Origin of the sequence: Pseudomonas sp. SWRI154 (assembly GCF_014268645.1) — a bacterium.
Lineage (GTDB): Bacteria > Pseudomonadota > Gammaproteobacteria > Pseudomonadales > Pseudomonadaceae > Aquipseudomonas > Aquipseudomonas marvdashtae.
The window spans coordinates 38,110-60,099 of the sequence record NZ_JABWQW010000003.1 but is presented as its reverse complement, the minus strand read 5'-3'; the positions used below and the strand labels follow the sequence as shown (position 1 = coordinate 60,099).

Annotated in this window: 22 protein-coding genes and 3 tRNA genes; 18 read left to right on the top strand and 7 right to left on the bottom strand. The window is 59.6% G+C overall.

What is annotated here, in order from left to right:
- The first annotated feature begins 8 nt into the window (after nt 1–8).
- The 5 genes from xylF (at nt 9) to leuD (ending at nt 5,967) form a co-directional block, all read left to right on the top strand.
- Nucleotides 9–1,010, top strand: coding sequence for a D-xylose ABC transporter substrate-binding protein (gene xylF / locus HU806_RS03905; protein ID WP_186610000.1), 1,002 nt, complete (start codon nt 9–11; stop codon nt 1,008–1,010).
- 82 nt (nt 1,011–1,092) lie between these two features.
- Nucleotides 1,093–2,649 carry a D-xylose ABC transporter ATP-binding protein gene (xylG, locus tag HU806_RS03900; protein ID WP_186609999.1) on the top strand — a complete coding sequence of 519 codons (1,557 nt, stop codon included), beginning with the start codon at nt 1,093–1,095 and terminating at the stop codon, nt 2,647–2,649.
- Nucleotides 2,650–3,786, top strand: coding sequence for a sugar ABC transporter permease (locus HU806_RS03895; RefSeq protein WP_186609998.1), 1,137 nt, complete (start codon nt 2,650–2,652; stop codon nt 3,784–3,786).
- Nucleotides 3,787–3,936: 150 nt separating this feature from the next.
- Entirely contained in the window at nt 3,937–5,358 is a 1,422-nt protein-coding gene (leuC, locus tag HU806_RS03890) for a 3-isopropylmalate dehydratase large subunit (RefSeq protein WP_186609997.1), read from the top strand.
- 3 nt (nt 5,359–5,361) lie between these two features.
- A complete protein-coding gene (gene leuD / locus HU806_RS03885) occupies nt 5,362–5,967 on the top strand; it encodes a 3-isopropylmalate dehydratase small subunit (RefSeq protein ID WP_186609996.1) in 606 nt (201 codons plus the stop codon).
- 123 nt (nt 5,968–6,090) lie between these two features.
- Here the strand turns inward: leuD and HU806_RS03880 are convergent, their stop codons facing one another.
- Nucleotides 6,091–6,762 carry a Bax inhibitor-1/YccA family protein gene (locus tag HU806_RS03880; RefSeq protein ID WP_186609995.1) on the bottom strand — a complete coding sequence of 224 codons (672 nt, stop codon included), beginning with the start codon at nt 6,760–6,762 and terminating at the stop codon, nt 6,091–6,093.
- Nucleotides 6,763–6,886: 124 nt separating this feature from the next.
- Here HU806_RS03880 and HU806_RS03875 point away from each other — a divergent pair.
- From HU806_RS03875 to HU806_RS03865, 3 genes are all read left to right on the top strand, one after another.
- Nucleotides 6,887–6,974, top strand: a tRNA-Ser gene (locus HU806_RS03875).
- Nucleotides 6,975–7,096: 122 nt separating this feature from the next.
- Nucleotides 7,097–7,951: an SPFH domain-containing protein gene (locus HU806_RS03870; RefSeq protein WP_186610326.1), complete on the top strand. Its 855-nt coding sequence runs from the start codon at nt 7,097–7,099 to the stop codon at nt 7,949–7,951.
- A gap of 111 nt (nt 7,952–8,062) precedes the next feature.
- The gene (locus HU806_RS03865) at nt 8,063–9,856 is read left to right on the top strand and encodes a DAHL domain-containing protein (RefSeq protein ID WP_186609994.1); all 1,794 of its coding nucleotides are present in this window, start codon (nt 8,063–8,065) and stop codon (nt 9,854–9,856) included.
- A 46-nt stretch (nt 9,857–9,902) separates the two neighbouring features.
- On the opposite strand, the gene HU806_RS03860 is transcribed toward HU806_RS03865, so the two are convergent.
- Both HU806_RS03860 and HU806_RS03855 read right to left on the bottom strand, forming a co-directional pair.
- The gene (locus HU806_RS03860; protein WP_186609993.1) at nt 9,903–10,094 is read right to left on the bottom strand and encodes a DUF2188 domain-containing protein; all 192 of its coding nucleotides are present in this window, start codon (nt 10,092–10,094) and stop codon (nt 9,903–9,905) included.
- A gap of 102 nt (nt 10,095–10,196) precedes the next feature.
- Nucleotides 10,197–11,096: a polysaccharide deacetylase family protein gene (locus HU806_RS03855; protein ID WP_186609992.1), complete on the bottom strand. Its 900-nt coding sequence runs from the start codon at nt 11,094–11,096 to the stop codon at nt 10,197–10,199.
- Between the two features lie 239 nt (nt 11,097–11,335).
- Between HU806_RS03855 and HU806_RS03850 the strand changes: the two genes are divergently transcribed.
- The 3 genes from HU806_RS03850 (at nt 11,336) to HU806_RS03840 (ending at nt 12,558) form a co-directional block, all read left to right on the top strand.
- Nucleotides 11,336–11,590: a DUF6555 family protein gene (locus HU806_RS03850; protein ID WP_186609991.1), complete on the top strand. Its 255-nt coding sequence runs from the start codon at nt 11,336–11,338 to the stop codon at nt 11,588–11,590.
- A 155-nt stretch (nt 11,591–11,745) separates the two neighbouring features.
- Nucleotides 11,746–11,976, top strand: a complete 231-nt coding sequence (locus HU806_RS03845; RefSeq protein WP_186609990.1) for a hypothetical protein — start codon at nt 11,746–11,748, stop codon at nt 11,974–11,976.
- Nucleotides 11,977–12,132: 156 nt separating this feature from the next.
- Nucleotides 12,133–12,558 carry a hypothetical protein gene (locus HU806_RS03840; RefSeq protein ID WP_186609989.1) on the top strand — a complete coding sequence of 142 codons (426 nt, stop codon included), beginning with the start codon at nt 12,133–12,135 and terminating at the stop codon, nt 12,556–12,558.
- A 23-nt stretch (nt 12,559–12,581) separates the two neighbouring features.
- On the opposite strand, the gene HU806_RS03835 is transcribed toward HU806_RS03840, so the two are convergent.
- Nucleotides 12,582–12,809 carry a PLD nuclease N-terminal domain-containing protein gene (locus HU806_RS03835; protein ID WP_186609988.1) on the bottom strand — a complete coding sequence of 76 codons (228 nt, stop codon included), beginning with the start codon at nt 12,807–12,809 and terminating at the stop codon, nt 12,582–12,584.
- A gap of 92 nt (nt 12,810–12,901) precedes the next feature.
- A complete protein-coding gene (locus HU806_RS03830; protein ID WP_186609987.1) occupies nt 12,902–13,087 on the bottom strand; it encodes a hypothetical protein in 186 nt (61 codons plus the stop codon).
- Nucleotides 13,088–13,338: 251 nt separating this feature from the next.
- Here HU806_RS03830 and HU806_RS03825 point away from each other — a divergent pair, with 251 nt between their 5' ends.
- Nucleotides 13,339–13,701, top strand: a complete 363-nt coding sequence (locus HU806_RS03825; RefSeq protein ID WP_186609986.1) for an NUDIX hydrolase — start codon at nt 13,339–13,341, stop codon at nt 13,699–13,701.
- A gap of 75 nt (nt 13,702–13,776) precedes the next feature.
- Here HU806_RS03825 and HU806_RS03820 read toward each other — a convergent pair.
- Nucleotides 13,777–13,863, bottom strand: a tRNA-Leu gene (locus tag HU806_RS03820).
- Nucleotides 13,864–14,059: 196 nt separating this feature from the next.
- A tRNA-Cys gene (locus HU806_RS03815) sits at nt 14,060–14,133 on the bottom strand.
- A gap of 339 nt (nt 14,134–14,472) precedes the next feature.
- Between HU806_RS03815 and HU806_RS03810 the strand changes: the two genes are divergently transcribed.
- The 6 genes from HU806_RS03810 (at nt 14,473) to HU806_RS03785 (ending at nt 21,964) form a co-directional block, all read left to right on the top strand.
- Nucleotides 14,473–15,309 carry an SRPBCC family protein gene (locus tag HU806_RS03810; RefSeq protein WP_186609985.1) on the top strand — a complete coding sequence of 279 codons (837 nt, stop codon included), beginning with the start codon at nt 14,473–14,475 and terminating at the stop codon, nt 15,307–15,309.
- Nucleotides 15,309–16,481, top strand: coding sequence for a zinc-dependent alcohol dehydrogenase (locus HU806_RS03805; RefSeq protein WP_186609984.1), 1,173 nt, complete (start codon nt 15,309–15,311; stop codon nt 16,479–16,481). The genes HU806_RS03810 and HU806_RS03805 overlap by 1 nt, the downstream gene beginning before the upstream one ends.
- 144 nt (nt 16,482–16,625) lie before the next feature.
- On the top strand, nt 16,626–17,855 hold the full coding sequence (locus HU806_RS03800) for an MFS transporter (RefSeq protein WP_186609983.1): 1,230 nt from the start codon (nt 16,626–16,628) through the stop codon (nt 17,853–17,855).
- A gap of 106 nt (nt 17,856–17,961) precedes the next feature.
- Nucleotides 17,962–18,477 (top strand): sigma-70 family RNA polymerase sigma factor, encoded by a 516-nt coding sequence (locus HU806_RS03795; RefSeq protein WP_186609982.1) that lies wholly within the window; start codon nt 17,962–17,964, stop codon nt 18,475–18,477.
- Nucleotides 18,478–19,440, top strand: coding sequence for a FecR domain-containing protein (locus tag HU806_RS03790; protein WP_186609981.1), 963 nt, complete (start codon nt 18,478–18,480; stop codon nt 19,438–19,440).
- A gap of 88 nt (nt 19,441–19,528) precedes the next feature.
- The gene (locus HU806_RS03785; RefSeq protein ID WP_186609980.1) at nt 19,529–21,964 is read left to right on the top strand and encodes a TonB-dependent receptor; all 2,436 of its coding nucleotides are present in this window, start codon (nt 19,529–19,531) and stop codon (nt 21,962–21,964) included.
- The last annotated feature ends 26 nt before the right edge of the window (nt 21,965–21,990 follow it).

Below are 21,990 nucleotides of genomic sequence, written 5' to 3'. Positions count from 1 at the left end.
GCACCACCATGAAAAACTTCAAACACACTCTGCTCGCCGGCGCATTGGCCCTGCTATCGCTCCCGGTCATGGCCGACGCCGCCCATCCGAAAATCGGTTTCTCCATCGATGACCTGCGCCTGGAACGTTGGTCGCGGGACCGTGACTACTTCGTCGCGGCGGCGGAAAAACTCGACGCCAAAGTCTTCGTGCAGTCGGCGGATGCCAACGAGCAAAAGCAGATTTCCCAAATCGAAAACCTGATTTCCCGCGGCGTCGACGTGATCGTCATCGTGCCGTTCAACGCCACCGTACTGACCAACGCCGTCGCCGAAGCCAAGAAGGCCGGGATCAAGGTCGTGTCCTATGATCGACTGATCCTCAATGCCGATATCGACGCCTACATTTCCTTCGATAACGAAAAAGTCGGCGAGATGCAGGCCAGCGGTGTGCTGAAAGCAGCGCCCAAGGGCAACTATTTCCTGCTCGGTGGCGCCCCTACGGACAACAACGCGAAGATCCTCCGTGAGGGCCAGATGAAGGTCCTGCAACCGGCCATCGACAAGGGCGACATCAAGATTGTCGGCCAGCAATGGGTGAAGGAATGGAACCCCACCGAAGCCCTGAGCATCGTTGAAAACGCCCTGACCCGGAACAACAACAAGATCGATGGCATCGTAGCCTCCAACGACGCCACCGCCGGCGGCGCCATCCAGGCCCTGGCCGCGCAGAAGTTGGCCGGCAAGGTGCCCATCTCTGGCCAGGACGCCGACCTGGCGGCGGTCAAGCGCGTCATCGATGGCACGCAGACCATGACTGTCTACAAACCGCTGAAACTGATCGCCTCCGAAGCGGCCAAACTCTCGGTCCAACTGGCGCGCAACGAAAAACCTACCTACAGCTCGCAGTACGACAATGGCAACAAAAAAGTCGACACCATCCTGCTCACGCCCACCGCGCTGACCAAGGACAACATCGACCTGCTGGAAAAGGACGGGTTCTATACCAAGGCACAGATCGCCGGACAATGACCTGAGCGCCCTCCCCGCGGGCCCCATATCCGTCCCGCGGGGTTGTCGTTGATGTGTGAGCCCTTTTCTACGAGCCCTCGCCATGTCCGAATATCTGTTGCAAATGAACGGCATCGTCAAGACGTTCGACGGTGTCAAAGCCCTCAATGGCATCGACATCAAGGTCAAGCCAGGTGAATGCGTCGGCCTTTGCGGCGAGAACGGCGCGGGCAAGTCCACCCTGATGAAAGTCCTGTCGGCGGTCTATCCCTACGGCACCTGGCAAGGTGAGATTCTCTGGGACGGCCAGCCGCTGAAAGCCCAATCGATCAGCGAAACCGAAGCCGCCGGGATCGTCATCATCCATCAAGAACTGACCCTGGTTCCCGACCTGTCGGTGGCCGAAAACATCTTCATGGGCCACGAGTTGACACTGCCCGGCGGGCGCATGAACTACCCGGCGATGATCCACCGCGCCGAAGCCCTGATGCGCGAACTCAAAGTGCCTGACATGAACGTCTCGCTGCCGGTTTCGCAGTACGGCGGTGGCTACCAGCAACTGGTGGAGATCGCCAAGGCGCTGAACAAACAGGCGCGCCTGCTGATTCTCGACGAGCCCTCCTCGGCTTTGACCCGCTCGGAAATCGACGTGCTGCTGGACATCATCCGCGACCTCAAGGCCAAGGGAGTTGCCTGCGTCTATATCTCCCACAAGCTCGATGAAGTGGCCGCCGTGTGCGACACCATTTCAGTGATTCGCGATGGCAAACACATCGCTACCACCGCCATGGCTGACATGGATATCCCGAAGATCATCACCCAGATGGTCGGGCGGGAAATGAGCAACCTCTACCCCACCGAACCCCACGAGGTAGGCGAGGTGATTTTCGAAGCGCGCCACATCACCTGCTACGACGTCGATAACCCCAGGCGCAAACGCGTCGACGATATTTCGTTCGTGCTCAAGCGCGGGGAGATCCTCGGCATCGCCGGGCTGGTGGGCGCCGGCCGCACGGAACTGGTGTCAGCGCTGTTCGGCGCCTACCCCGGTCGTCATGAAGGTGAAGTCTGGCTGGACGGCCAGCGCATCGACACCGGCACGCCACTCAAATCCATCCGCGCCGGCCTGTGCATGGTCCCCGAAGACCGCAAGCGCCAAGGCATCATTCCGGACCTGGGCGTCGGCCAGAACATCACCCTGGCCGTGCTGGACAACTACTCGAAACTGACCCGCATCGACGCCGAGGCCGAGCTGGGCAGCATCGACCGGGAAATCTCGCGCATGCACCTGAAAACCGCGACCCCGTTCCTGCCGATCACCAGCCTTTCCGGGGGCAACCAGCAAAAAGCCGTGCTGGCGAAAATGCTTCTGACCAAGCCTCGGGTGTTGATTCTCGACGAGCCGACCCGCGGCGTGGATGTCGGTGCCAAGTACGAGATCTACAAGCTGATGGGCGCGTTGGCCGCCGAAGGTGTGTCAATCATCATGGTGTCCTCGGAACTGGCCGAAGTGCTGGGGGTTTCCGATCGCGTGCTGGTGATCGGCGAAGGCCAGCTGCGCGGCGACTTCATCAACCAGCAATTGACCCAGGAACAGGTGCTCGCCGCCGCGCTCAGCCATCCCGAAGATCCTCACAATAATGATCGGAAGTCCGCGTAGATGAACCAGGTCAAACAACTGTTCACCCGCTACAAAATGCTTGCCCTGGTGATTGCCGTGGCGATTATCTGGCTGTTCTTCAGTTGGCAAACCGACGGTGGTTTCCTGACCCCGCGCAACCTCTCCAACCTGCTGCGGCAGATGTCCATCACCGGCATCCTGGCCTGCGGCATGGTGCTGGTGATCATCAGCGGCGAGATCGATCTTTCGGTGGGCTCGTTGCTGGGCCTGTTGGGCGGGCTGGCAGCGATTCTCGACGTGGTCTACCACATTCCGCTGCTGGCGAACCTCAGCGTGGTCGCCCTGTGCGGACTGGTCATTGGCCTTGCCAACGGCTACATGACCGCCTACCTGCGCATCCCCTCCTTCATCGTGGGCCTGGGCGGCATGCTGGCGTTTCGCGGCATTCTGCTGGGCATCACCGATGGCACCACCATCGCCCCGGTGTCGCCGGAGCTGGTTTATGTCGGCCAGGGTTATTTGCCCCACGCGGTCGGCACGGGACTTGGCGTGCTGTTGTTCGCCCTGACGCTGTTTCTGACCTGGAAGCAGCGGCGCAATCGTGCCCTTCACGGCCTCGCGGCGCATGCTCTGGCGCGGGACGTGGTGCGGGTGGTGTTGATTGGCGCGGTGCTGGCGGGGTTCGTCTACACGCTCAACAGCTATGACGGGATTCCGGTTCCGGTGTTGCTGCTGCTGATCCTGCTCGGCGTGTTCAGCTACGTGACCAGCCAGACCGTCTTCGGCCGGCGCGTCTATTCGGTGGGCAGCAACATGGAGGCCACGCGCCTGTCGGGCATCAACGTGCAGGCGGTGAAGCTGTGGATCTTCGGCATCATGGGCGTGATGTGCGCCCTCGCCGGCATGGTCAACACCGCGCGCCTGGCCGCCGGCTCACCGTCGGCCGGCAACATGGGCGAACTGGACGCCATCGCCGCCTGCTTCATCGGCGGCACCTCCATGCGCGGCGGCTCCGGTACGGTCTACGGCGCGTTGCTCGGTGCTTTGGTCATTACCAGCCTGGACAACGGCATGTCGATGCTCGACGTCGACAGCTACTGGCAGATGATCGTCAAAGGCAGCATCCTGGTCCTGGCCGTGTGGGTGGACGTCAGCACCCGCAGCGGCAGGCGCTGATCACATCAGCTCGGGGCGGCCTGCCCGCCGCCCCGGCCGGATGATTGATCACGACTCGTGTGCAACGCCTTCACTTTAGCGCTCTTGATGCCTGCTTGACGGTGAATATGCTGTTCGCAGGCAAGCCCCGCCAAGACAAGAAGCGCTCGAATGAACAGCCCGAGAACCCTCTATCAGAAACACATCGACAGCCATACCGTCTGCCCGCTGGATGACCAAGGTCACGTGCTGCTCTACGTCGACCGCCAAGTGGCGAACGAGTACACCAGCCCGCAAGCCTTCAGCGGCCTGCGCGAAACCCGCCGCAGCGTATGGCGGCCGAGCGCAACCCTTGCGGTGGTCGACCACGTCAACCCGACGACGCCCCAGCGCATCGCGACCATGCCGGATGCCGGCGGTGCCCGGCAGGTGTCGTACTTTGCCGAAAACTGTCGCGACTTCGGCATTGAGCTGTTCGATGTACTCGACAAACGCCAAGGTATCGAGCACGTCGTGGCCCCTGAGCAAGGCTTTATCCTGCCGGGCATGGTCGTCGCCGCCGGCGATAGCCATACGACCACCTATGGCGCATTGGGAGCGTTTGGTTTTGGCATCGGCACCTCTGAAATAGAACACTTATTGGCAACGCAGACACTGGTCTACAAGCGCTTGAAAACCCTGCGCGTCATAGTGAATGGCGTGCTCGGGGCGGGAGTTACCGCCAAGGACATCATCATGGCCCTGATTGAACGGATCGGCGCCTCCGGAGCCACCGGATATGCCATCGAATTCACGGGCCCGGCCATCACCGCCCTGAGCGTCGAAGCCAGGATGACCATTTGCAACATGGCCGTTGAAGCCGGAGCCCGAGGCGCCTTCATGGCGCCGGACGACAAAGTCTTCGCCTACCTGCGAGCCAAGCCCCGAGCTCCCCGGGGCGAATTGTGGGAACGGGCCGTGGCCAAGTGGCGAGCATTGCACAGCGATGAAGGCGCAGTGTTCGATCGGGAAGTGACACTTGATGTCAATGCGCTGGAACCCATGGTGACTTGGGGCACCAGCCCCGACCAGGCGTCGCCGGTAGGCGCTCGCGTGCCGGACCCATCGACGCAGCCCGACCCAATCCTGCGCCAGGGCCTGCAAAGGGCGCTGGACTACATGGGCTTGACGCCAGGGATGTTGCTCAATGAGGTGGTCATCAGCCATGCGTTCATCGGCTCCTGCACCAATGCGCGTATCGAAGACTTGCGCGATGCGGCACGTGTCGTACGCGGCAAGCGCGTGGCGGCCCATGTGCGCGCAATGATCGTGCCCGGCTCCACCGCCGTGCGTGACCAGGCCGAAGAAGAAGGACTGGCCGGGATATTCCGCGACGCCGGTTTCGAATGGCGCCAGTCGGGCTGCTCGATGTGCCTGGCGATGAACGATGACGTACTCGCCCCTGGGGATCGCTGCGCGTCCAGCACCAATCGCAACTTCGAAGGACGCCAGGGCGCAGGCGCGCGCACCCACCTGATGAGCCCGGCCATGGTCGCTGCCGCAGCGATAACCGGCCATCTGACTGACGTTCGTTCACTGCTCGCGGAGGCTTGAAGCATGCAACCTTTTGACACCGTTGCTGGCACAGCCGCCCCACTGCTGGCTGCCAACATCGACACTGATGTGATCATGCCCAAGCAGTTTCTCAAGGGCATCGACCGCCAAGGGCTGGACCGTGGTCTGTTTTTCGACCTGAGATGGCTGGAGCCAGGCGTTCCCAATCCTGATTTCGTCCTCAATAGACCCGGCTGGCGCGGGGCAACGTTCCTGGTGGTGGGCGACAATTTTGGCTGCGGCTCGAGCCGGGAACATGCTGTGTGGGGGTTGAAGCAGGTGGGCATTCGGGCGCTGATCGGGACGAGCTTCGCGGGGATCTTCTACGACAATTGCCAGCGAAACGGGGTACTGCTGATTGAGCTTCCCGAGACCCGATGGAGGAAAGTCGCGGACGTTATCAGCCAGGCCGAAACGGCACACATCAACGTCAATTTGCCTGGGCAGCGCATTGAACTAGCGGACGGTACTGTCGTTGCGTTCGAGATCGACGGATTGCGTAAGCAATCGCTGCTGCTCGGGTTGGATGCCATTGGTGCCACGCTTCAACGCACGGAACAGATCCGCCGCTTTGAAAGTCAGCACTTGGCGCAAAACCCCTGGTTGTGATGGTTCTCTTGCCGGTCCCGCAATAAACCCGAAAAAAGGCACAAAAAAACGGCGCCCTCCCTTTCAGGAGAGGCGCCGTTTCTCAAATCAACAGCTCACACCGAAGCGGACGCTCCAGCAATATCAGTCATCGCGACCCATCAGGCCAAACAGCTGCAACAAGCTGACAAACAGGTTGTAGATCGACACATACAGGCTGACGGTCGCCATGATGTAGTTGCGCTCGCCGCCATGGATGATGGCGCTGGTCTGGTACAGGATGCAGACCGACGAGAACAGCACGAAGCCGGCGCTGATTGCCAATTGGAGGCCGCTGATCTGGAAGAAGAAGCTAGCCACCACCGCGCCCAGCAACACGAAGAAACCGGCGGTGATGAAACCGCTCAGGAAACTCATGTCCTTGCGGGAGATCAGCACGTAGGCCGACAGACCGCCGAATACCAGGGCTGTCATCGCGAAAGCCGAGCTGACGACTTCAGCGCCGCCCTGCATGCCCAGGTAACGGTTGAGGATCGGGCCGAGCAAAAAGCCCATGAAACCGGTCAGGGCAAACGCCGAAACCAGGCCCCAGGCCGAATCGCGGAGCTTGTTGGTAAGGAAGAACAGGCCGTAGAAACCGATCAGCACGACGAAGATGTTCGGGTAACCGACACGCATCTGTTGTGCGACGAAGGCCATCACACCGCTGAAAGCGAGCGTGAGTGCCAGCAGGCCATAAGTGTTGCGCAAGACGCGGCTAACCTCTAGCTGCTCAGCCTGCACGCTGTTGTTCACTGCGTAATCCTGTTCGCGCATGGCGACACTCCTCCGGTTTTGAAACATTCAGTGGCATGGATCATAACAGACGCTCTGTAACAAGCTACGTAGAGAGTTTGACAGTGTGTTTCATTCGGGTATTATGGCGCCCGCAACGCAATACGGAGGTGTGGCCGAGTGGTTTAAGGCAACGGTCTTGAAAACCGTCGACTGTAACAGGTCCATGAGTTCGAATCCCATCGCCTCCGCCATCTTCTAACGTTAGAGCCCTGAATTTTCAGGGCTTTTTCGTGTCTGGCGTTTGAAAAAACAGTGACGGTCTTCACAAAGGAAACAGTGCATGCCATCTCCAACCCCACTCAAGGAAAGTAAAGTGAACAGCAAAACCATCGGTTCGATCGCCGCTGCAATTCTCGGCGTGGTCCTGTTATGCGTGTTCTATGGCAGTTGGTACACCGTTGATGAGACCGAGCGCGGCGTGCTCTTGCGCAACGGAGCCCTGGTCGGCGTAGTTGAGCCGGGCTTGTCGTTCAAGATGCCATTTATCGAGTCGGTCCGCTTGATCAGCACGCAAAGCCAGGTCACCTCCTACAATGACCTGCAGGCTTACAGCAAGGACCAGCAATCCGCCGAGCTCAAGGTGTCGGTGTCCTGGCACATCGCGCCTTCCGACGTGGCGAAGGTCTATACCCAGTTCAAGGACCTCGAAGGCATTCGGGACCGGATGATCAGCCGACAAGTGCCGACCCAGGTCGAGAACGTGTTTGGCAAGTTCAACGCCGTCGCCGCAGTGCAGAACCGCGTTCAGTTGGTCAACGATATCTCGGCGGCAATCAAGTCGACGATCACCGGACCGGTGATCATCGACAGCGTCCAGGTCGAGAACATCGATTTCAGCGATGCCTACGAAAAAGCCATCGAAGCGCGCATGGCGGCGGAAGTCCAGGTCAAGACCCGTGAGCAACAGCTCGCCACCGAGCAGGTCCAGGCGCAGATTCGTGTGACCCAGGCCCAGGCGGAAGCCGATTCGCAGGTTGCCCAGGCCAAGGCAGATGCGCTCGCCACTGAACTGCGCGGCAAGGCTGAAGCCGAGGCCATCAAGGCGCGCGCCCAGGCGCTGGCCAGTAACCAGAACCTGGTTGAACTGACCAAGGCCGAGCGCTGGAACGGCGAGTTGCCCACGACCATGCTGCCAAACACCGCACTGCCCTTCATCGATCTGAAGTAAGTTCTACCCGCGCGGTCAATTCTGGCCGCGCTTCCCCTACATCGCACCACCGAGGAAACGCAGCCCCGTCTCGTTGACGCTACACTTCGGTCACTGACGCAGGAGAAACGCGTGACCACTCTCTTCAGAAAATATAAATGGCCCGCCTTGTTGGCCGCGGCGCTGATTGTTTTCTCGGCGCTGATTTTCTTTTTAATAAAGTCCTACACCTACGACACATCGACTTACTTCGAGTCGCGCGACTTCATTCGTCAACTCAAACAAGCCGACGCGAACTGGAACGTAAAAATCCTTCGGAAAAAAATAGGCGTCAACAACAACCTTTCGCTCACCCCGCCGCCCGAAGCGCAAAGTCGATGGGAGCAATTGGAGCGACTGAACCACTCCGGTCCGCTGGCAACGCTGTGGGCATCAAGGCGCCAGGGCTACGTGGATGCGGTCAAGAACAAGAGCCTGTTGGTGGCGCAATTCGAGCAACACAATGCCAACTTGCGTACATCATTGGACGCACTACCGACGGTTGAGGATCAAATACAAACCTTGCTGCAGGAGATGAAAGCCGACGGGGAGATTGCCCGTTTGACGGCCGCCTCCAATGTCCTCGACCTGGCGTTGACGACCTTGGAATACGCGCTTTACGTCACATCGGACAAAGCGGTGGAAGTACAGGAGCAGTTAAATGAACTCGACCAACACATTGATTCGTTGCCCGCGTCCTCTCGCCCGACCTTTATCGCCCTGATACAACACGTCAAGACCATCATTCAAGAGCAGCCGTTGGTCAACGACCTGCTGGATCGCATCAGCGTCATACCAGTAGCCCAGGAACTGGACAGCATCAACGAGCTGTTGAACGAAACGCAACGCCGGACGGCCGCGACAGACCGCCAGTACCATATGTACCTGGCCGTCTGCGCCAGCCTGATGGCGCTGTTGATGATTTACCTCGCCGTGCGGCTGGTGCGCAGTTATTCGGTGATCAATCAGATCAACCATGAGCTGCAGGCTTCCAACGACAATCTGGAAGAGCGCGTGCAAGAGCGTACGCAGGAGTTGAAAGAGGCCGAGCGCGAGTTGGTGGATGCTGCACGCATGGCGGGCATGGCAGAGATCGCGACGAACGTCTTGCACAACGTCGGCAACGTGCTCAACAGCGTGAATATTTCAGCGGAGCTGGTGAGCCGCAAGCTGAAGAACAGCAAGACGCAGGGATTGGGCAGAGCTGTCAGGATGATGAACGAACATGCCCAGGATCTCGGCCAGTTCATCACCGAGGACGAAAAAGGCAAGCTGTTGCCCCACTACTTCAATGAACTGGCCGACGCCGTTGCCGCCGAACAGGCGCTGCTCATTGAAGAGCTGGCGCAACTGACCAGAAGCATCGATCACATCAAGGAAATCGTCACGACCCAGCAAACCTACGCCGGGGCCGCCAGGCTGATCGAGCCGCTGAATATTGCCAATCTGTTCGAAGATGCATTGCGCATGAATTCGGTCGCGCTGAGCCGGCACCATGTCACCGTGATCAAGGATTACCAGGACACACCGGTGATTCTGGGCGACAAGCACCGATTGCTACTGATCCTGATCAACTTGATCAGCAATGCCAAGTTCGCCATGTCCCATATCGAACCGCCTCGGGAAATGGTCTTGGGCATTCGTATCGTCGAGCCGGCAACCTTATGCATAACCGTCAAGGATTGTGGTGAAGGCATCGCACCTGAGAACTTGACCAGGATCTTCAATCACGGGTTCACGACCCGCAAGAATGGCCACGGATTCGGCTTGCACAGTTGCGCTTTAGCGGCGGTCGAAATGAATGGCCGCCTTCATGTCCACAGTGACGGACCTGGGCAAGGCGCGGTGTTCACCCTGGAAATCCCGCTGGACCTGGCGGTTTCCTGATCCGATAGGCAGCGCGGCAGGTTTGAGTGCCCGCCGCGCTTCTCGGCTACCGAGTGTTGCCTGGCTGCACGCTACGGCGCCTCCTGGCCGGCAACGCGGCGGCATAGGCCAGCGCTTCCTCGCGCGACGCGAAGGAGCCCAACCGGTCGGCCTGGGTACAAACCCGCCACGGGCCGCTGTTTACGCTGAGCACGTCATAACCATTGATGTGCATTTTCGTCAGCATCGCAGTACTCATGATCGTCACCTCCTGAAAAAACCGGTCTACGGCGTCTACCTTACTCCCGGTTTTCGGCCCGGTGCCTACCGAACGTCGCGCCATGTCCAGCGAGCAATCCCATCAGTGGGCGTCCGAATCCCATAGCCAGTCCCACAAACCGGGCAGGTGCACAGGCTGGGAGGTATTCTGGACCGTGCGCGCCATCGCAGCGCGCTCAAGGGCCTGATTGTCGTCATAAAAAGGCTTGGCAGCCGTCTTCAGGCCGGTGTCTCGTGCACTGTCGAGCAGAATCTGCAGGTACTCACGGGCGTGGCGAGCGGTATAGCGATTGAGGTCATGGAAGGTCACCACGACCGGTATCACCCCGTCCACGGCTGGCAGCTGTCCGGCAGCGATGCGCTCACGCGCTTCGGAGAGTTGGTGTGTCAGGTTCATCCGGCGTCGCGGACTCAGGGTGATGCCCCAGACTTTTCCATCGTTGGCACTCAAGTCCGTCAGCAATACGTGCATGCCGTGCCGCTGATAGGCGGCGAAGGTGCGCCTGTCATAACTCCAGAACGGTGGCCTCACCAGGCTGGGCGGCGCGCCGGTCACTGCGGCAATATCGTTTGCGCCGTTGACGAGCGACTGCTCCAGTTCGTCAGGATCCAGGAATCGATGATTGGTGTGCCAATGGGTTGCCGTATGAAAGCCCAGCACGTGCCCTTCCTGGTGCTCACGACGCATGACTGAACGGCCGACGTCGCTGCCTCCGGCTCGCGGCGCACGCGTCTGGACAAAAAATACAGCCTTGATCCCTGGCTGCACCGGGTTATGCGCAAGGGCGTCCAACACATCCAGGCTAGGATTCCAGAACGACGATGCGCTGGGACCATCGTCAAAGGTCAGCAGGAAACGGATCGGAGGTTGAGCGCGCAAGCGTTGCTCGGTGTTCGGGGTCAGTTCGATGGGTGATCCAATGCAACCCGACAAACCGCTGGCAATGAATATCATGACCAGCGCCCCGACGATATTTTTCATGTTTTGCCTTTATATCAGTGCCGCAATGCGTCGCCTTCGATCCCTGGCACCTTGTTTTGAAGCTCATCTTGGAGAAGGTTAACCGGGTTTGGTTCCACACCGTGAGCACTGCCGTTTGCAGGCCATGCTGCGCAAACTGGCCAAAGGCCTGCGCAGCGGGTTTACGACCGTCTGGAAATCCGATGGAATTTTCCGAACGCCTCCGTATCCATCCGTATAGGATCAATTAGGGAGGATTTATGGGCGGTCCATCGCTTTACATCATCGACTACATGCTCCATGGCGAGCCCAAGTCTTTCATCATTCGCGCAGACTTGATGAATAACTCCGAAGCTTGGCATTGGGCCAGTTGCGACGCGGGTGTTGGGCGCATACCCAAATTCGGCAGGGAAAAGGTCAAGCGGGTATCAAAACCCATGGCGGAAAAATACGGTATTACCGATGTGCGCTGGCGAGCCTCCGTTGCGCCTTCGTGGATAAAGGAGTCCGGCTGAAACTGATATGACAGATCCTGGCGCGCCGACTGTCCAGTCGCGCGCCGGATGCTCCACAAACCAGATATAACTCAACTACGCTTTATTGCAGCATTACCCGTCATTACCGATGGGTTTTGTGCTGCCTGATCCTTAACCTTGAATGGAGGTGTGACATGTCCGAAAAAGAGTCCATCACCACCCTGCTCACTTTGCTGGAATCGCGCCAGGCGAGGCTGACCGCTGCCTGCAAGGAAATCGCCGACTGGGTCGACCACCAGGGCGGCCACCCCGCCGCGGTCCGTATCCGCGATCGCCTCAACGACATCGAGAAAGACGCTCCTTCGATCCAGAGCGCATTGTCATCGTTGAAGCCCTCGGAGCCACCGCTACCCAAGTTTCGGTAGCGCCAGCTTCGTTAACGCCAGGCTGCGTTGATAATTGTTGCCTGACAGATTCCCCCTACGTTCTACCGGTTGAAAAACCGATGGAACAAGGGCCGTTCTTTGCGCCTCGATATTGATAGGTATGGCTGCAAAGAAACGTCGAAAGGGAGAATCATCATGAATGCCAAAGTCCTGCTGCTGATCGCCTGCGCAGTTCCCTCCACCGTCATGGCCCAGGGATGTGACGTCACTACTCGGTCCCAGAGCCAAGCGGTAGCTGAAATCGAAACCCACAGTTGTTATGAATATAAAGGCGTGCCCTCCGAGGCCATCGGCTGGTCCTGCAGCAATGAGAGCAAGGGAACCCTGAGCACCGAAAAGAAACCGGTCGAGCGCTGCGCCGAGGGCTATGTGGCGACCTGCCAGGCCAGGCTCACCCAGGAAGCCTTGGCCAACCCCCATTCAACCAGCAAAGACCGCAGCGGTGGCTCGGCCAACCTTCCGGACAATGCGCAAGTCACTTGGTACTACTACGGCGCGCAACAGCTTCAGCAAGCGCAAAAAGACTGCGAAACCACCGGCGGCCAGTGGCAAAACCGCTGACCGGGTGGCTCGCAAAGACTGCGTCAGCCCTTACTGTGCTCGGGCGATGAAGGCGGGTTCTTCATGCCTCGCGGCCCCGCCACACCCCAGACAATCAAGCCCAGCACCGGCAGGATGATCAACAGCAGCGCCCAGCCTGCCTTGGTACCGGCCGATTTATCGCTCCGGAAGACGCTGACAATTGCCCACAGATCCACGAGCAACAGCAGCACCGCAACGGCGATCCAGAAATAACTGGCTAATTCAGACATGGCCTAATCCTCTTGTCAGTCTATGGATTAGGCATGGCCGCCGAGGGTCCGTTCAAAGAATCTGCTTGACCGGTGGCGTGACAGCCGCGCAGCTACTCGCGCTCATTCAGATAGGCGACCCATTGCTCATAGGCCTCATGTTGACGCCGGACTGCCTCTTCCCAGGCAGTCCCGGACATTTGATGGATACAGATCAGCGCCATCATTTCTGATGTTGCGGTATCGAGCTCGACTAGAAGCTCGTGGGATTTGATCTTGAAATCTTCGACGGTGGTCATTTTGCTCGTTCCCCCATTTACCGGGACCGGTTTCGTCCACCCAACATTGATGCGTTTTTTCCCAGCTGATTCATTTTTGGCGATGACCGGTCGCTAAAGCGTACCGCTGGCGAAATAAGTGCAGCCTTTGTCGTAGGCTCGCGGTCCCACGGGTAATAGCAAAATAATACATTTTGAACACACCGACCGCGCAGGGCTCAAATATTGCAGTTATATTGCAATTTAATGACAGTCGGTGGAGAGGCAAGGCTATGAAAATTCGAGCGACCGTCATCTGCGAGGAAGATCGCCATATCCTGCTGGTGCGAAAGCCCAAGAGCCTCTGGGCCCTGCCGGGTGGCACTGTCGAGCACGGCGAAAGCCATGCCGACGCAGCACTGAGAGAGCTGGCGGAGGAAACCGGCCTGAGCGCCGAGAACCTTCTCTACCTGATGCGGCTCAATGAAGGCGGTACTGAACATCACGTGTTCGAAGCTTCGGTCAACGACTCCAAGGCAGCCCGGCCGCAGAACGAAATCTGTGACTGCCTCTGGCATCCGCTGGATGCCATTGCCCAGTTGCAGATGAAAAAGGGCACGCGGGAAATACTGGAGGCGTTTCGGCGCAGGTTGTGATCGGTGGCTGGAGACTTTCGGCGGAGCAAACAAAAAGGGTTGCATGAGGAATATCATGCAACCCTTTGTTTTGTATGGTGCCCGAAGCCGGAATCGAACCGGCACGCCCTTACGAGCGGGGGATTTTAAGTCCCATGCGTCTACCAGTTTCGCCATTCGGGCGGTAGCGCGGCCAAGCCGTGTGAAAACTGCCAGATGTGCATCTGGCTGGATTGAGGCTGGTGCAACAGAGGGGGAAATATATACATCCCTCCCCGGTGAAGCAAGGATGCCCTTGCCCTTTTAAAGACAAAACCTTTCACTGCTTCGTGAATAAAAAAAGCTCTGTAGATCATGGATCTACAGAGCTTTTTAAAAGTGGAGGCCGAAGTCGGAATCGAACCGGCGTAGGTGGATTTGCAATCCACTGCATAACCATTTTGCTATTCGGCCTCAAGACGCTTGATGCAATGCAACCACATCAACCGCATACAAACTGATCAGGACAATAGCCACCATTAGCGAGCTATCTCCTTGAAAACATTAGGTTTTTTAACACCCCAATGCGTTCGATGGGCGCAATTATGTACTCATTTGCCTGGACTGACAACCCCTTGATTTCAAAAAAATTTTAGCTGACTGCCGGCCTTCCGGCTCTTTTTACCCGGCAATACCAATGAGCGAAACCCGTCCCATATCCGGCTCATCGGAAACCGCCAAAACCAACGGAACAACCCCGCGCGCCCTTGGTTCATTCCTTATGTCGTCCCTGGATTAATAAGGAGAATCATCATGACCGAACGTCCAAAACTGGTGGCGAGCCGGGCCCCGGTTCCCACGCCTTTGCACCCTAATCTCGGCACGCCGGAGCGTTTGGTGTCGCTGGTCGCAGGTACATTGCTGATCGCCAACGGCTTGCGCCAAGGGGGTCTGAAAGGCTGGCCACAGGTGCTGCTAGGTGCATGCGCGGCCTGGCGTGGCTACAGCGGTACATGCAGGGTCAAGCGCGCGTTGACTCACAGCCCGTTCGAGCAAACCTTCGAACAGGATCGCGACTGGGACGGCAGCAAGGTGATCTCCCGCAGCATCACGGTGGGCAAGCCCAGGGAAGAGGTGTTTGCGTTCTGCCGCAACCCGGCCAATCTCGGGTCGCTGATGCCCTGGGTCGATGCCATCGAGCAGACCGGCGAGCGCACCTATCGCTGGGTCGCCCATGGGCCGATGGACAAAACGCTGCACTGGGACCTCGAAGAGTGCGAGCCCAAGGAAGGTCGCAAACTGCACTGGATCGCCGGGCCGGATAAACGATTCAAGCATGACATCCAAATGCACTTCAGCGATGCGCCGGCCGGCCGCGGTACGCAAATCAAAGTCATTGTCGCCTGCCAGACGCCCCTCGGCGCGGCCGGTTACGCCCTGGCTGCGGCCATTTCCCGGTTCTCGGACAAAGCCTTGCTTAACGTGCTGCGCAGCATCAAGCAACAGCTGGAAACCGGGGAAGTGAGTACCAACAAAATGCGCGAGCAAACCAAGGATTTTCTCTTCGTGCACCCTGCCAGCAATGCGACTCAAGCACCGGCCAATGATTCTCCCACTGACAAGTCCGGACTCAACGGAGGTACCGTCTGATGCGCGCACTGACTTGGCAAGGCCCCAACTCACTACAAGTCGAGACCGTCGACGACCCGTCCATCCTCAACCCCCGCGATGCCATCGTGCGAGTCATCCTGTCGTCCGTCTGCGGCTCGGATTTGCACCTGCTCGGCGGTTACGTACCGACCATGCAGGCCGGCGATATCATTGGCCATGAATTCATGGGCGAAGTGGTGGAAACCGGCGCGGCTGTCACCCAATTCAAGAAAGGCGACCGGGTTGTCACGGTGTCGATTGTCGGCTGCGGGGAATGCGAGCACTGCCAGCGCTCGGACTTTTCCTGCTGCGACAACTCCAATCCAAACCCCACCGCTACAGACATTGCCTACGGCCAGCCGGCTTGCGGCATCATTGGCTACAGCCATGCCTTCGGCGGTTACGCCGGCAGCCACGCGACTTACATCCGCGTGCCTTTCGCCGACGTCAACCTGTTCACCATCCCCGACGGCGTCAGCGACGAACAGGCGGTGTTCGTCTCCGACGCAGTGCCCACCGGTTATTTCGCCGCCGACAATGCCGACATCCAGCGCGGCGATACAGTGGCCGTCTGGGGCTGCGGCGGCGTTGGGCTGATGGCAATCTCCAGCGCCTATTTGCTGGGCGCCGAACGAGTGATCGCCATCGACCGCTTTCCCGATCGCTTGCGCCTGGCCGAAGAAAAGGCTGGCGCCATCGCTCTTAATTACGAAACCACCGATGTGCACGCCGCCTTGCTGGAGCTGACCGGCGGCCGCGGACCGGATCGCTGCATCGATTGCGTCGGCATGGAGGCCCACGGCACCGAGGTCGATTATTTCTACGACAAGACCAAGCAGATGCTGCGCCTGCACACCGAGCGCGGAACCGTCCTGCGCCAGTCGATCCGCGCCTGTCGCAAAGGAGGGACAGTGTCGGTGGTCGGGGTGTATGGCGGCCTGCTGGACAAATTCCCGATGGGGGCGATCGTCAACAAATTCCTGACCCTGCGTTCGGGCCAGCAACCGGGACAGCGCTACGTGAAGCGGTTGTTCGAGCACATCCAGAAAGGTGAGCTGGACCCCTCCTATCTGCTGACCCATCCCATGGGGCTGGAGCAGTCGGTGGAAGGCTATGGAATGTTCAAGGACAAGCGCGAGAATTGCTTGCGTGCGGTGTTTCGGCCGGAGTGAAGCTCCACTGGGGAACCCTGGGGCGAGAGCGCTTGAATCTCGCCCTGGGTTAACCGCGCTCGCATCAGGCACTGCATTTTTTTCTTGCCCATATCGACGCACTGTCGGATAAGACACAGCCTTAACCGCCTTGCGAGTCTGCCCATGCCCCGTGTTGGTATCCCCAAGGGTTCCAGTGTCCGTCTGCTTGTCTTGCTGTTGTTTTCGATTCAACTGGTTTCCATGGGCGCCATGGAAATGAGTGGGCCGTTCTGGCCCGTTCATCTGCGTCAACTGACCAGCAACGATGCACTGTTCAGCTTCGCCAGCACGGCGGTGTACGTCGGTCCGATGCTGGGCATCATCCTGACCAGCGCCTTATGGGGCCGCGTCGGTGATCGCTACGGGCACAAGCTGATGATGATCCGAGCGCTGGCGGGCCTTTCATTGACCCAACTCGGGCTGGCGTTGACCAGCGATATCTGGGTGATCCTGATCCTGCGTTTCCTGCAAGGTGCTTTTGCCGGTTATATCGCCCCGGCCCAGGCCTATGGGGTGAGCATCGAGGCACCGTCGCGACGGGCCAGACTGTTTGCCATCCTGCAGATTTCCACGAATGTCGGCTCGTTGCTGGGGGCGGTGGTGGGCGGGCTGATTCTGGACCAGGCAACGTTTTTCTGGATCAACATCGTGGCCTCGGCCTTATGCGCCGTGTGCACTGTGGTAGCGGCATTGACATTGCCCTACGTGGCGCCGGTGAAAAAGGTCTCTTCGGCAGGCAATCAGGCCGACTCCTCGCGACGCGGACTGTTCAACCCCGCGACGGCTTGGTTGCTGGGCATCATGGGCCTTCTGCTGCTGGCCCGAATGCTGCCGCAGACGTCATTTTCCTTGTATGTGGCTTCAACCTTCGAGGTCAGCAATGCCATGGTCGGGCTCTGCTACGGCTTGCTCGCCCTGGGGTTCATTCTTTGCGCGACGTCCTGGTCGCGCTACTTCGAACAGCGCAACCCGGCGCAAACGCTGCACGCCATGACCGGCATCGTGTTGAGTTGCATCGCTGTCACCGCCTTGGCCGGCCTGACTCGGCAGCCGGTAATCTTCGCCCTCGCCTATTTCATCTGGGGCTTGCTGTTGGGCGCGACAACGCCCGTGCTGACGGCACTCATTTCCAAGAGTACCGACAACAGCCGCCAAGGCCAGGTGCTGGGTTTGTCCCAAGGCATTTCGCAGACGGCGTCCATCATTGGGATTTCCCTTGGCGCCTTACTCAGCCAAGTCTATGGCCTGCAAAACATTTATCTCTATGTCTGCCTCGCCTATGCAGTGGCGCTGATGCCACTGATCCTGCTGCGCTACAAACCGCTCGGGATGCTCGGTAAAGCCGGCGAGTAGCGCCAACGCACCCTAAATGCCCCCACCGGCAATATGACCTTGCGCGGCACTGAGCGCCTCCACTACCATTGGGAATAATTCTCACTATCAAAAAAATACAACAGCCATGAACGATCCAGGGTCAGTGGTCAATGATTGTCACCTGCGTACCGTCGCAGACCTCTATAGCGGACACCATGGCTGGTTGTACGCCCAGCTTTACCGAAAACTGGGCAACGCGCTGGACGCCGCCGACCTCGCACATGACACCTTCATTCGCATACTCGCCTCGAAGGTAGCGGTAATCGAAGAACCGCGGGCGTACCTGAGCTGTGTTGCCGGGGGCATCCTGGTCAACTGGTTCCAGCGCAAGGCACTCGAGCGCGCTTATCTCCAGGCGCTGGCTTCGTTGCCGGCGCCTGAAGTGCCTTCCCCCGAGCGACGCTTGCTGGTGCTTGAGGCGCTTTACGAGATCGACGCCATGCTCGATACCCTGCCGACTCAAGTAAAGCGGGCGTTCCTGCTCTCCCAGCTCAACGGCCTGAAATATGCCGACATCGCCACGCAACTCGGCGTTTCGCTGATCACCATCAAGCGCTACATGAAACAGGCTTTCCTGCACTGCCTGATGCTGGTGGACTGAATGCAACTTCACGACCAAGCACTCGACCCGGCCATCCTCAGCGAAGCCGCCGACTGGCTGATGCGCCTGAGCGAAGGCAGCGTCAATGACGCCGAACGCCAGGAATGGGAACGTTGGCGAGCCAGCAGCCCGGCACACGGCCAGGCCTGGGCCCGGGCCGAGCTACTGCTATGCAAGCTGCAGGGCCTGCCCCCTGCGCTGGCGATGGCGGCGCTGGACCGCCCCAGCAATCCCTCTCGCCGTGCCGCCATGGGTAAGCTAGCCACCCTGCTCGCCCTGGCTCCCTTGGCCTGGGGCAGTTGGAAGCTCAACGATTGGCAGCAGTGGACCGCCGATTATCGCGCCCCCGTAGGCGAGCGGCGCGACGTGACCCTGGCCGACGGTAGCCATGTCACCTTGAACACCGATACCGCGATCGATGTGTATTTCGACGAGCGCCAGCGCCTGCTGCTGTTGCGCCGCGGCGAGATACTCGTCCAGACCGCGGCGGATCCGTCTCCGGTCGCGCGACCTTTCCGGGTACAAACCAGCGAAGGCCGGATGCAGGCGCTCGGGACACGCTTCAGCGTTCGCGAAGAAACCGGACACACCCGCCTCGCGGTATTGGAAGGCGCCGTGCGCATTGAGGTCAGGGGCATCGGCGAGCAAGTGGTCGAGGCTGGCCAAGCCAGCGGTTTTACCGCACGGGGCATCGATGGACTGAAACCTGTCGACAAGTCCTCGCTGGCCTGGGCCCGCGGCATGCTGATGGCCGACAACATGCGCCTGGGGGACTTTATCAACGAACTGAGCCGCTATCGCAACGGTGTCCTGCGCTGCGATCCGGCCATCGCCGGCTTGCGCATATCCGGTGCCTTTCCTGTCAACGACACCCGCCGAACCCTGAAGATGCTCGCCCAGACCTACCCCATCAGCGTGACGTCCCGCCTCGGCGATTATTGGGTCATGTTGGCGCCGGCGTGAACCCAAAAAAAATAATCGTGCGGGGATGATACTTTTTTCAATCCTGGCTGGCTTAGAGAACAAACCCTCTACACAGGATCATCCCGCCATGCCCGTTGCCCGCTCCCTGCGTTCGGATCGCAAGCTGAATCTGGCGATTCGCAGTGCCATGCTCAGCGTCGCACTTACCACCTTGAGTCCAGGTACCTGGGCGGCCCCGGGCGCGCCGCTGGACAGCGTTGCCAGCCAGTCCTACAACATCCAGCCCGGCCCCTTGGGGGCAACGCTTTCGGCGTTCGCCGTGCAGGCCGGCATCGCATTGTCGTTCGAACCGTCACTCACCCAAGGCTTGAACAGCCCCGGCCTGTCCGGCCAGTTCACCGCCCGTGAAGCATTTGCCCGGCTGCTGACGGGCAGCGGCCTGGACCTGGTCGCACGCGACGATGGCAGCTACACCTTGCAAAAACGCGACGGCGACGCTGAGCTGACCTTGTCGCAAACCACGATCAATGCAGCCGAAGTACGCCCCGGGGAGCTGCCGGCGGCCTACAGCGGCGGCCAAGTTGCCCGTGGCGGCCGGGTGGGCCTGCTGGGCAACAAAGACTTGATGGACACCCCCTTCAGCGTCAGCAACTACACCTCGACCTTGATGAAGGACCAGCAAGCCGTGACCGCCGCCGATGTGCTGGAGCGCGACTCCTCGGTGCGATCTACCGGCCAGGCCGGTGGCATCGTCGATTCGTTTTTCATTCGCGGTTTCCCGGTGGGCGAAGGCAACCTGGGTGAGCTGGCATTTGATGGTGTGTATGGCGTGGCGCCGAACTACCGGGTCTTCACCGAATACGCCGAGCGCATCGAGGTTATCAAGGGCCCGGCCGCCCTGCTGTATGGCATGTCGCCTAACAGCGGCGTCGGTGGCGTAATCAACATCGTGCCCAAGCGCTCCTTGGATCAGGACCTGACCCGCTTGACGGCGAGCTACGCGATGGACACCCAGGCAGGCGGCCACGTCGATATCAGCCGGCGCTTCGGCGAGGAACGCCGCTTCGGTGTGCGCGTCAATGGCAGTCTGCAAGGTGGTGACACAGCGATTGACAAGCAATCGCGGGATGTCGGTATCGGCGCCATCTCCCTGGATTACCAAGGCGACCGTTTCAGGACCAGCCTGGACCTGATCAGCCAGGAAGAACAATGGGACGCACCGTCCCGGCCCTTCAGCATCGCGAACGGTGTCGAGGTGCCTTCGGCGGCCAACGGACGCAGTAACGTGACCCAGGACTGGGGCTGGTCCGAAACCCGCGACAAATCGGCGCTGCTCAGTGGCGAATATGACTTGAGCGACAACCTGACGGTATTCGGTCACGCCGGAGGAGGGAAGTCAGATGTGGCGCGGCTATCGGACCAGCTGCCGACGATTCTGAACGACGCCGGGGACACGCGCTCGACACCCGGTTATTACAAGTTCGAAGTCGAGCGCTACACCGTAGACGCCGGTGCCCGGGCTCGGTTCGATACCGGTCCGGTCAGCCACAGCGCTACTCTTCAGGCCAGCCGCTATCGCGATGAGCTGCGCCGAGGAATCAATTCCGGCGCCCCGGTCTTTTCGAATATCTATCACCCGGTCGAGCGCGACAAACCGTCCATCGCATCCCCCGATGTAGCGAAGGTGTCAGACACCGAACTGTCCGGCGTGGCCTTGGCCGATACATTGTCGATCCTGGATGAGCGCGCTCAAGTGACGCTTGGCCTGCGCAAACAGAGCATCAAATCGACCAATTACAACACTTTCGGCAACGTCACCAGTGCCTACGACGAAAGCGAAATCACGCCGCTGTTCGGCGCGGTGATCAAGCCATGGGAACATGTCTCGTTCTACTACAACTACATCGAAGGCTTGAGCAAGGGTGACACCGCGCCGGCCAACGCGAGCAACTCAGGGGAAACATTCAAGCCGTACATCTCCCGCCAGCAGGAAGTCGGGGTCAAGGTCGACTACGGCACTTTCACCTCGACCCTTGCACTGTTCCAGATCAAGAAGCCTGCCGGCGAGTTGACCAACGGCACCGCAGGTAACGTGTATTCCGTCCAGGGCGAACAACGCAACCGCGGTATCGAACTGAACATGTTCGGCGAACTGCGCGAAGGCACGCGCCTGTTGGGCGGCGTCACTTTGCTCGATGGCGAACTCACCAAAAGCGGCACCGCCGCCAATCGCGGCAACAAACCGGTGGGCGTGCCTGAAGTGCAGGCCAACCTCTGGGCCGAATGGGACACCCCGTGGGTACAAGGCGTGACGCTGACCGGCGGGGCAATCTATACCGGCAGCCAGTACGTCAATCAGGCCAATACCCAAGAACTCGACCCGTGGACGCGCTTCGATGCCGGCGCCCGCTACAGCACCGTGCTCGATGGCCGGCCTACGACGTTGCGCGCCACGGTGCAGAACGTGTTCGACCGCGAGTATTGGTCCGGCGTCGCCTCCTACGGCGCGTTCTCCCAAGGCGCGCCGCGCACCCTCTTGCTCTCGGCGACAGTCGACTTCTGATTGCGCTTCGCCCCGGCAGCGCATGC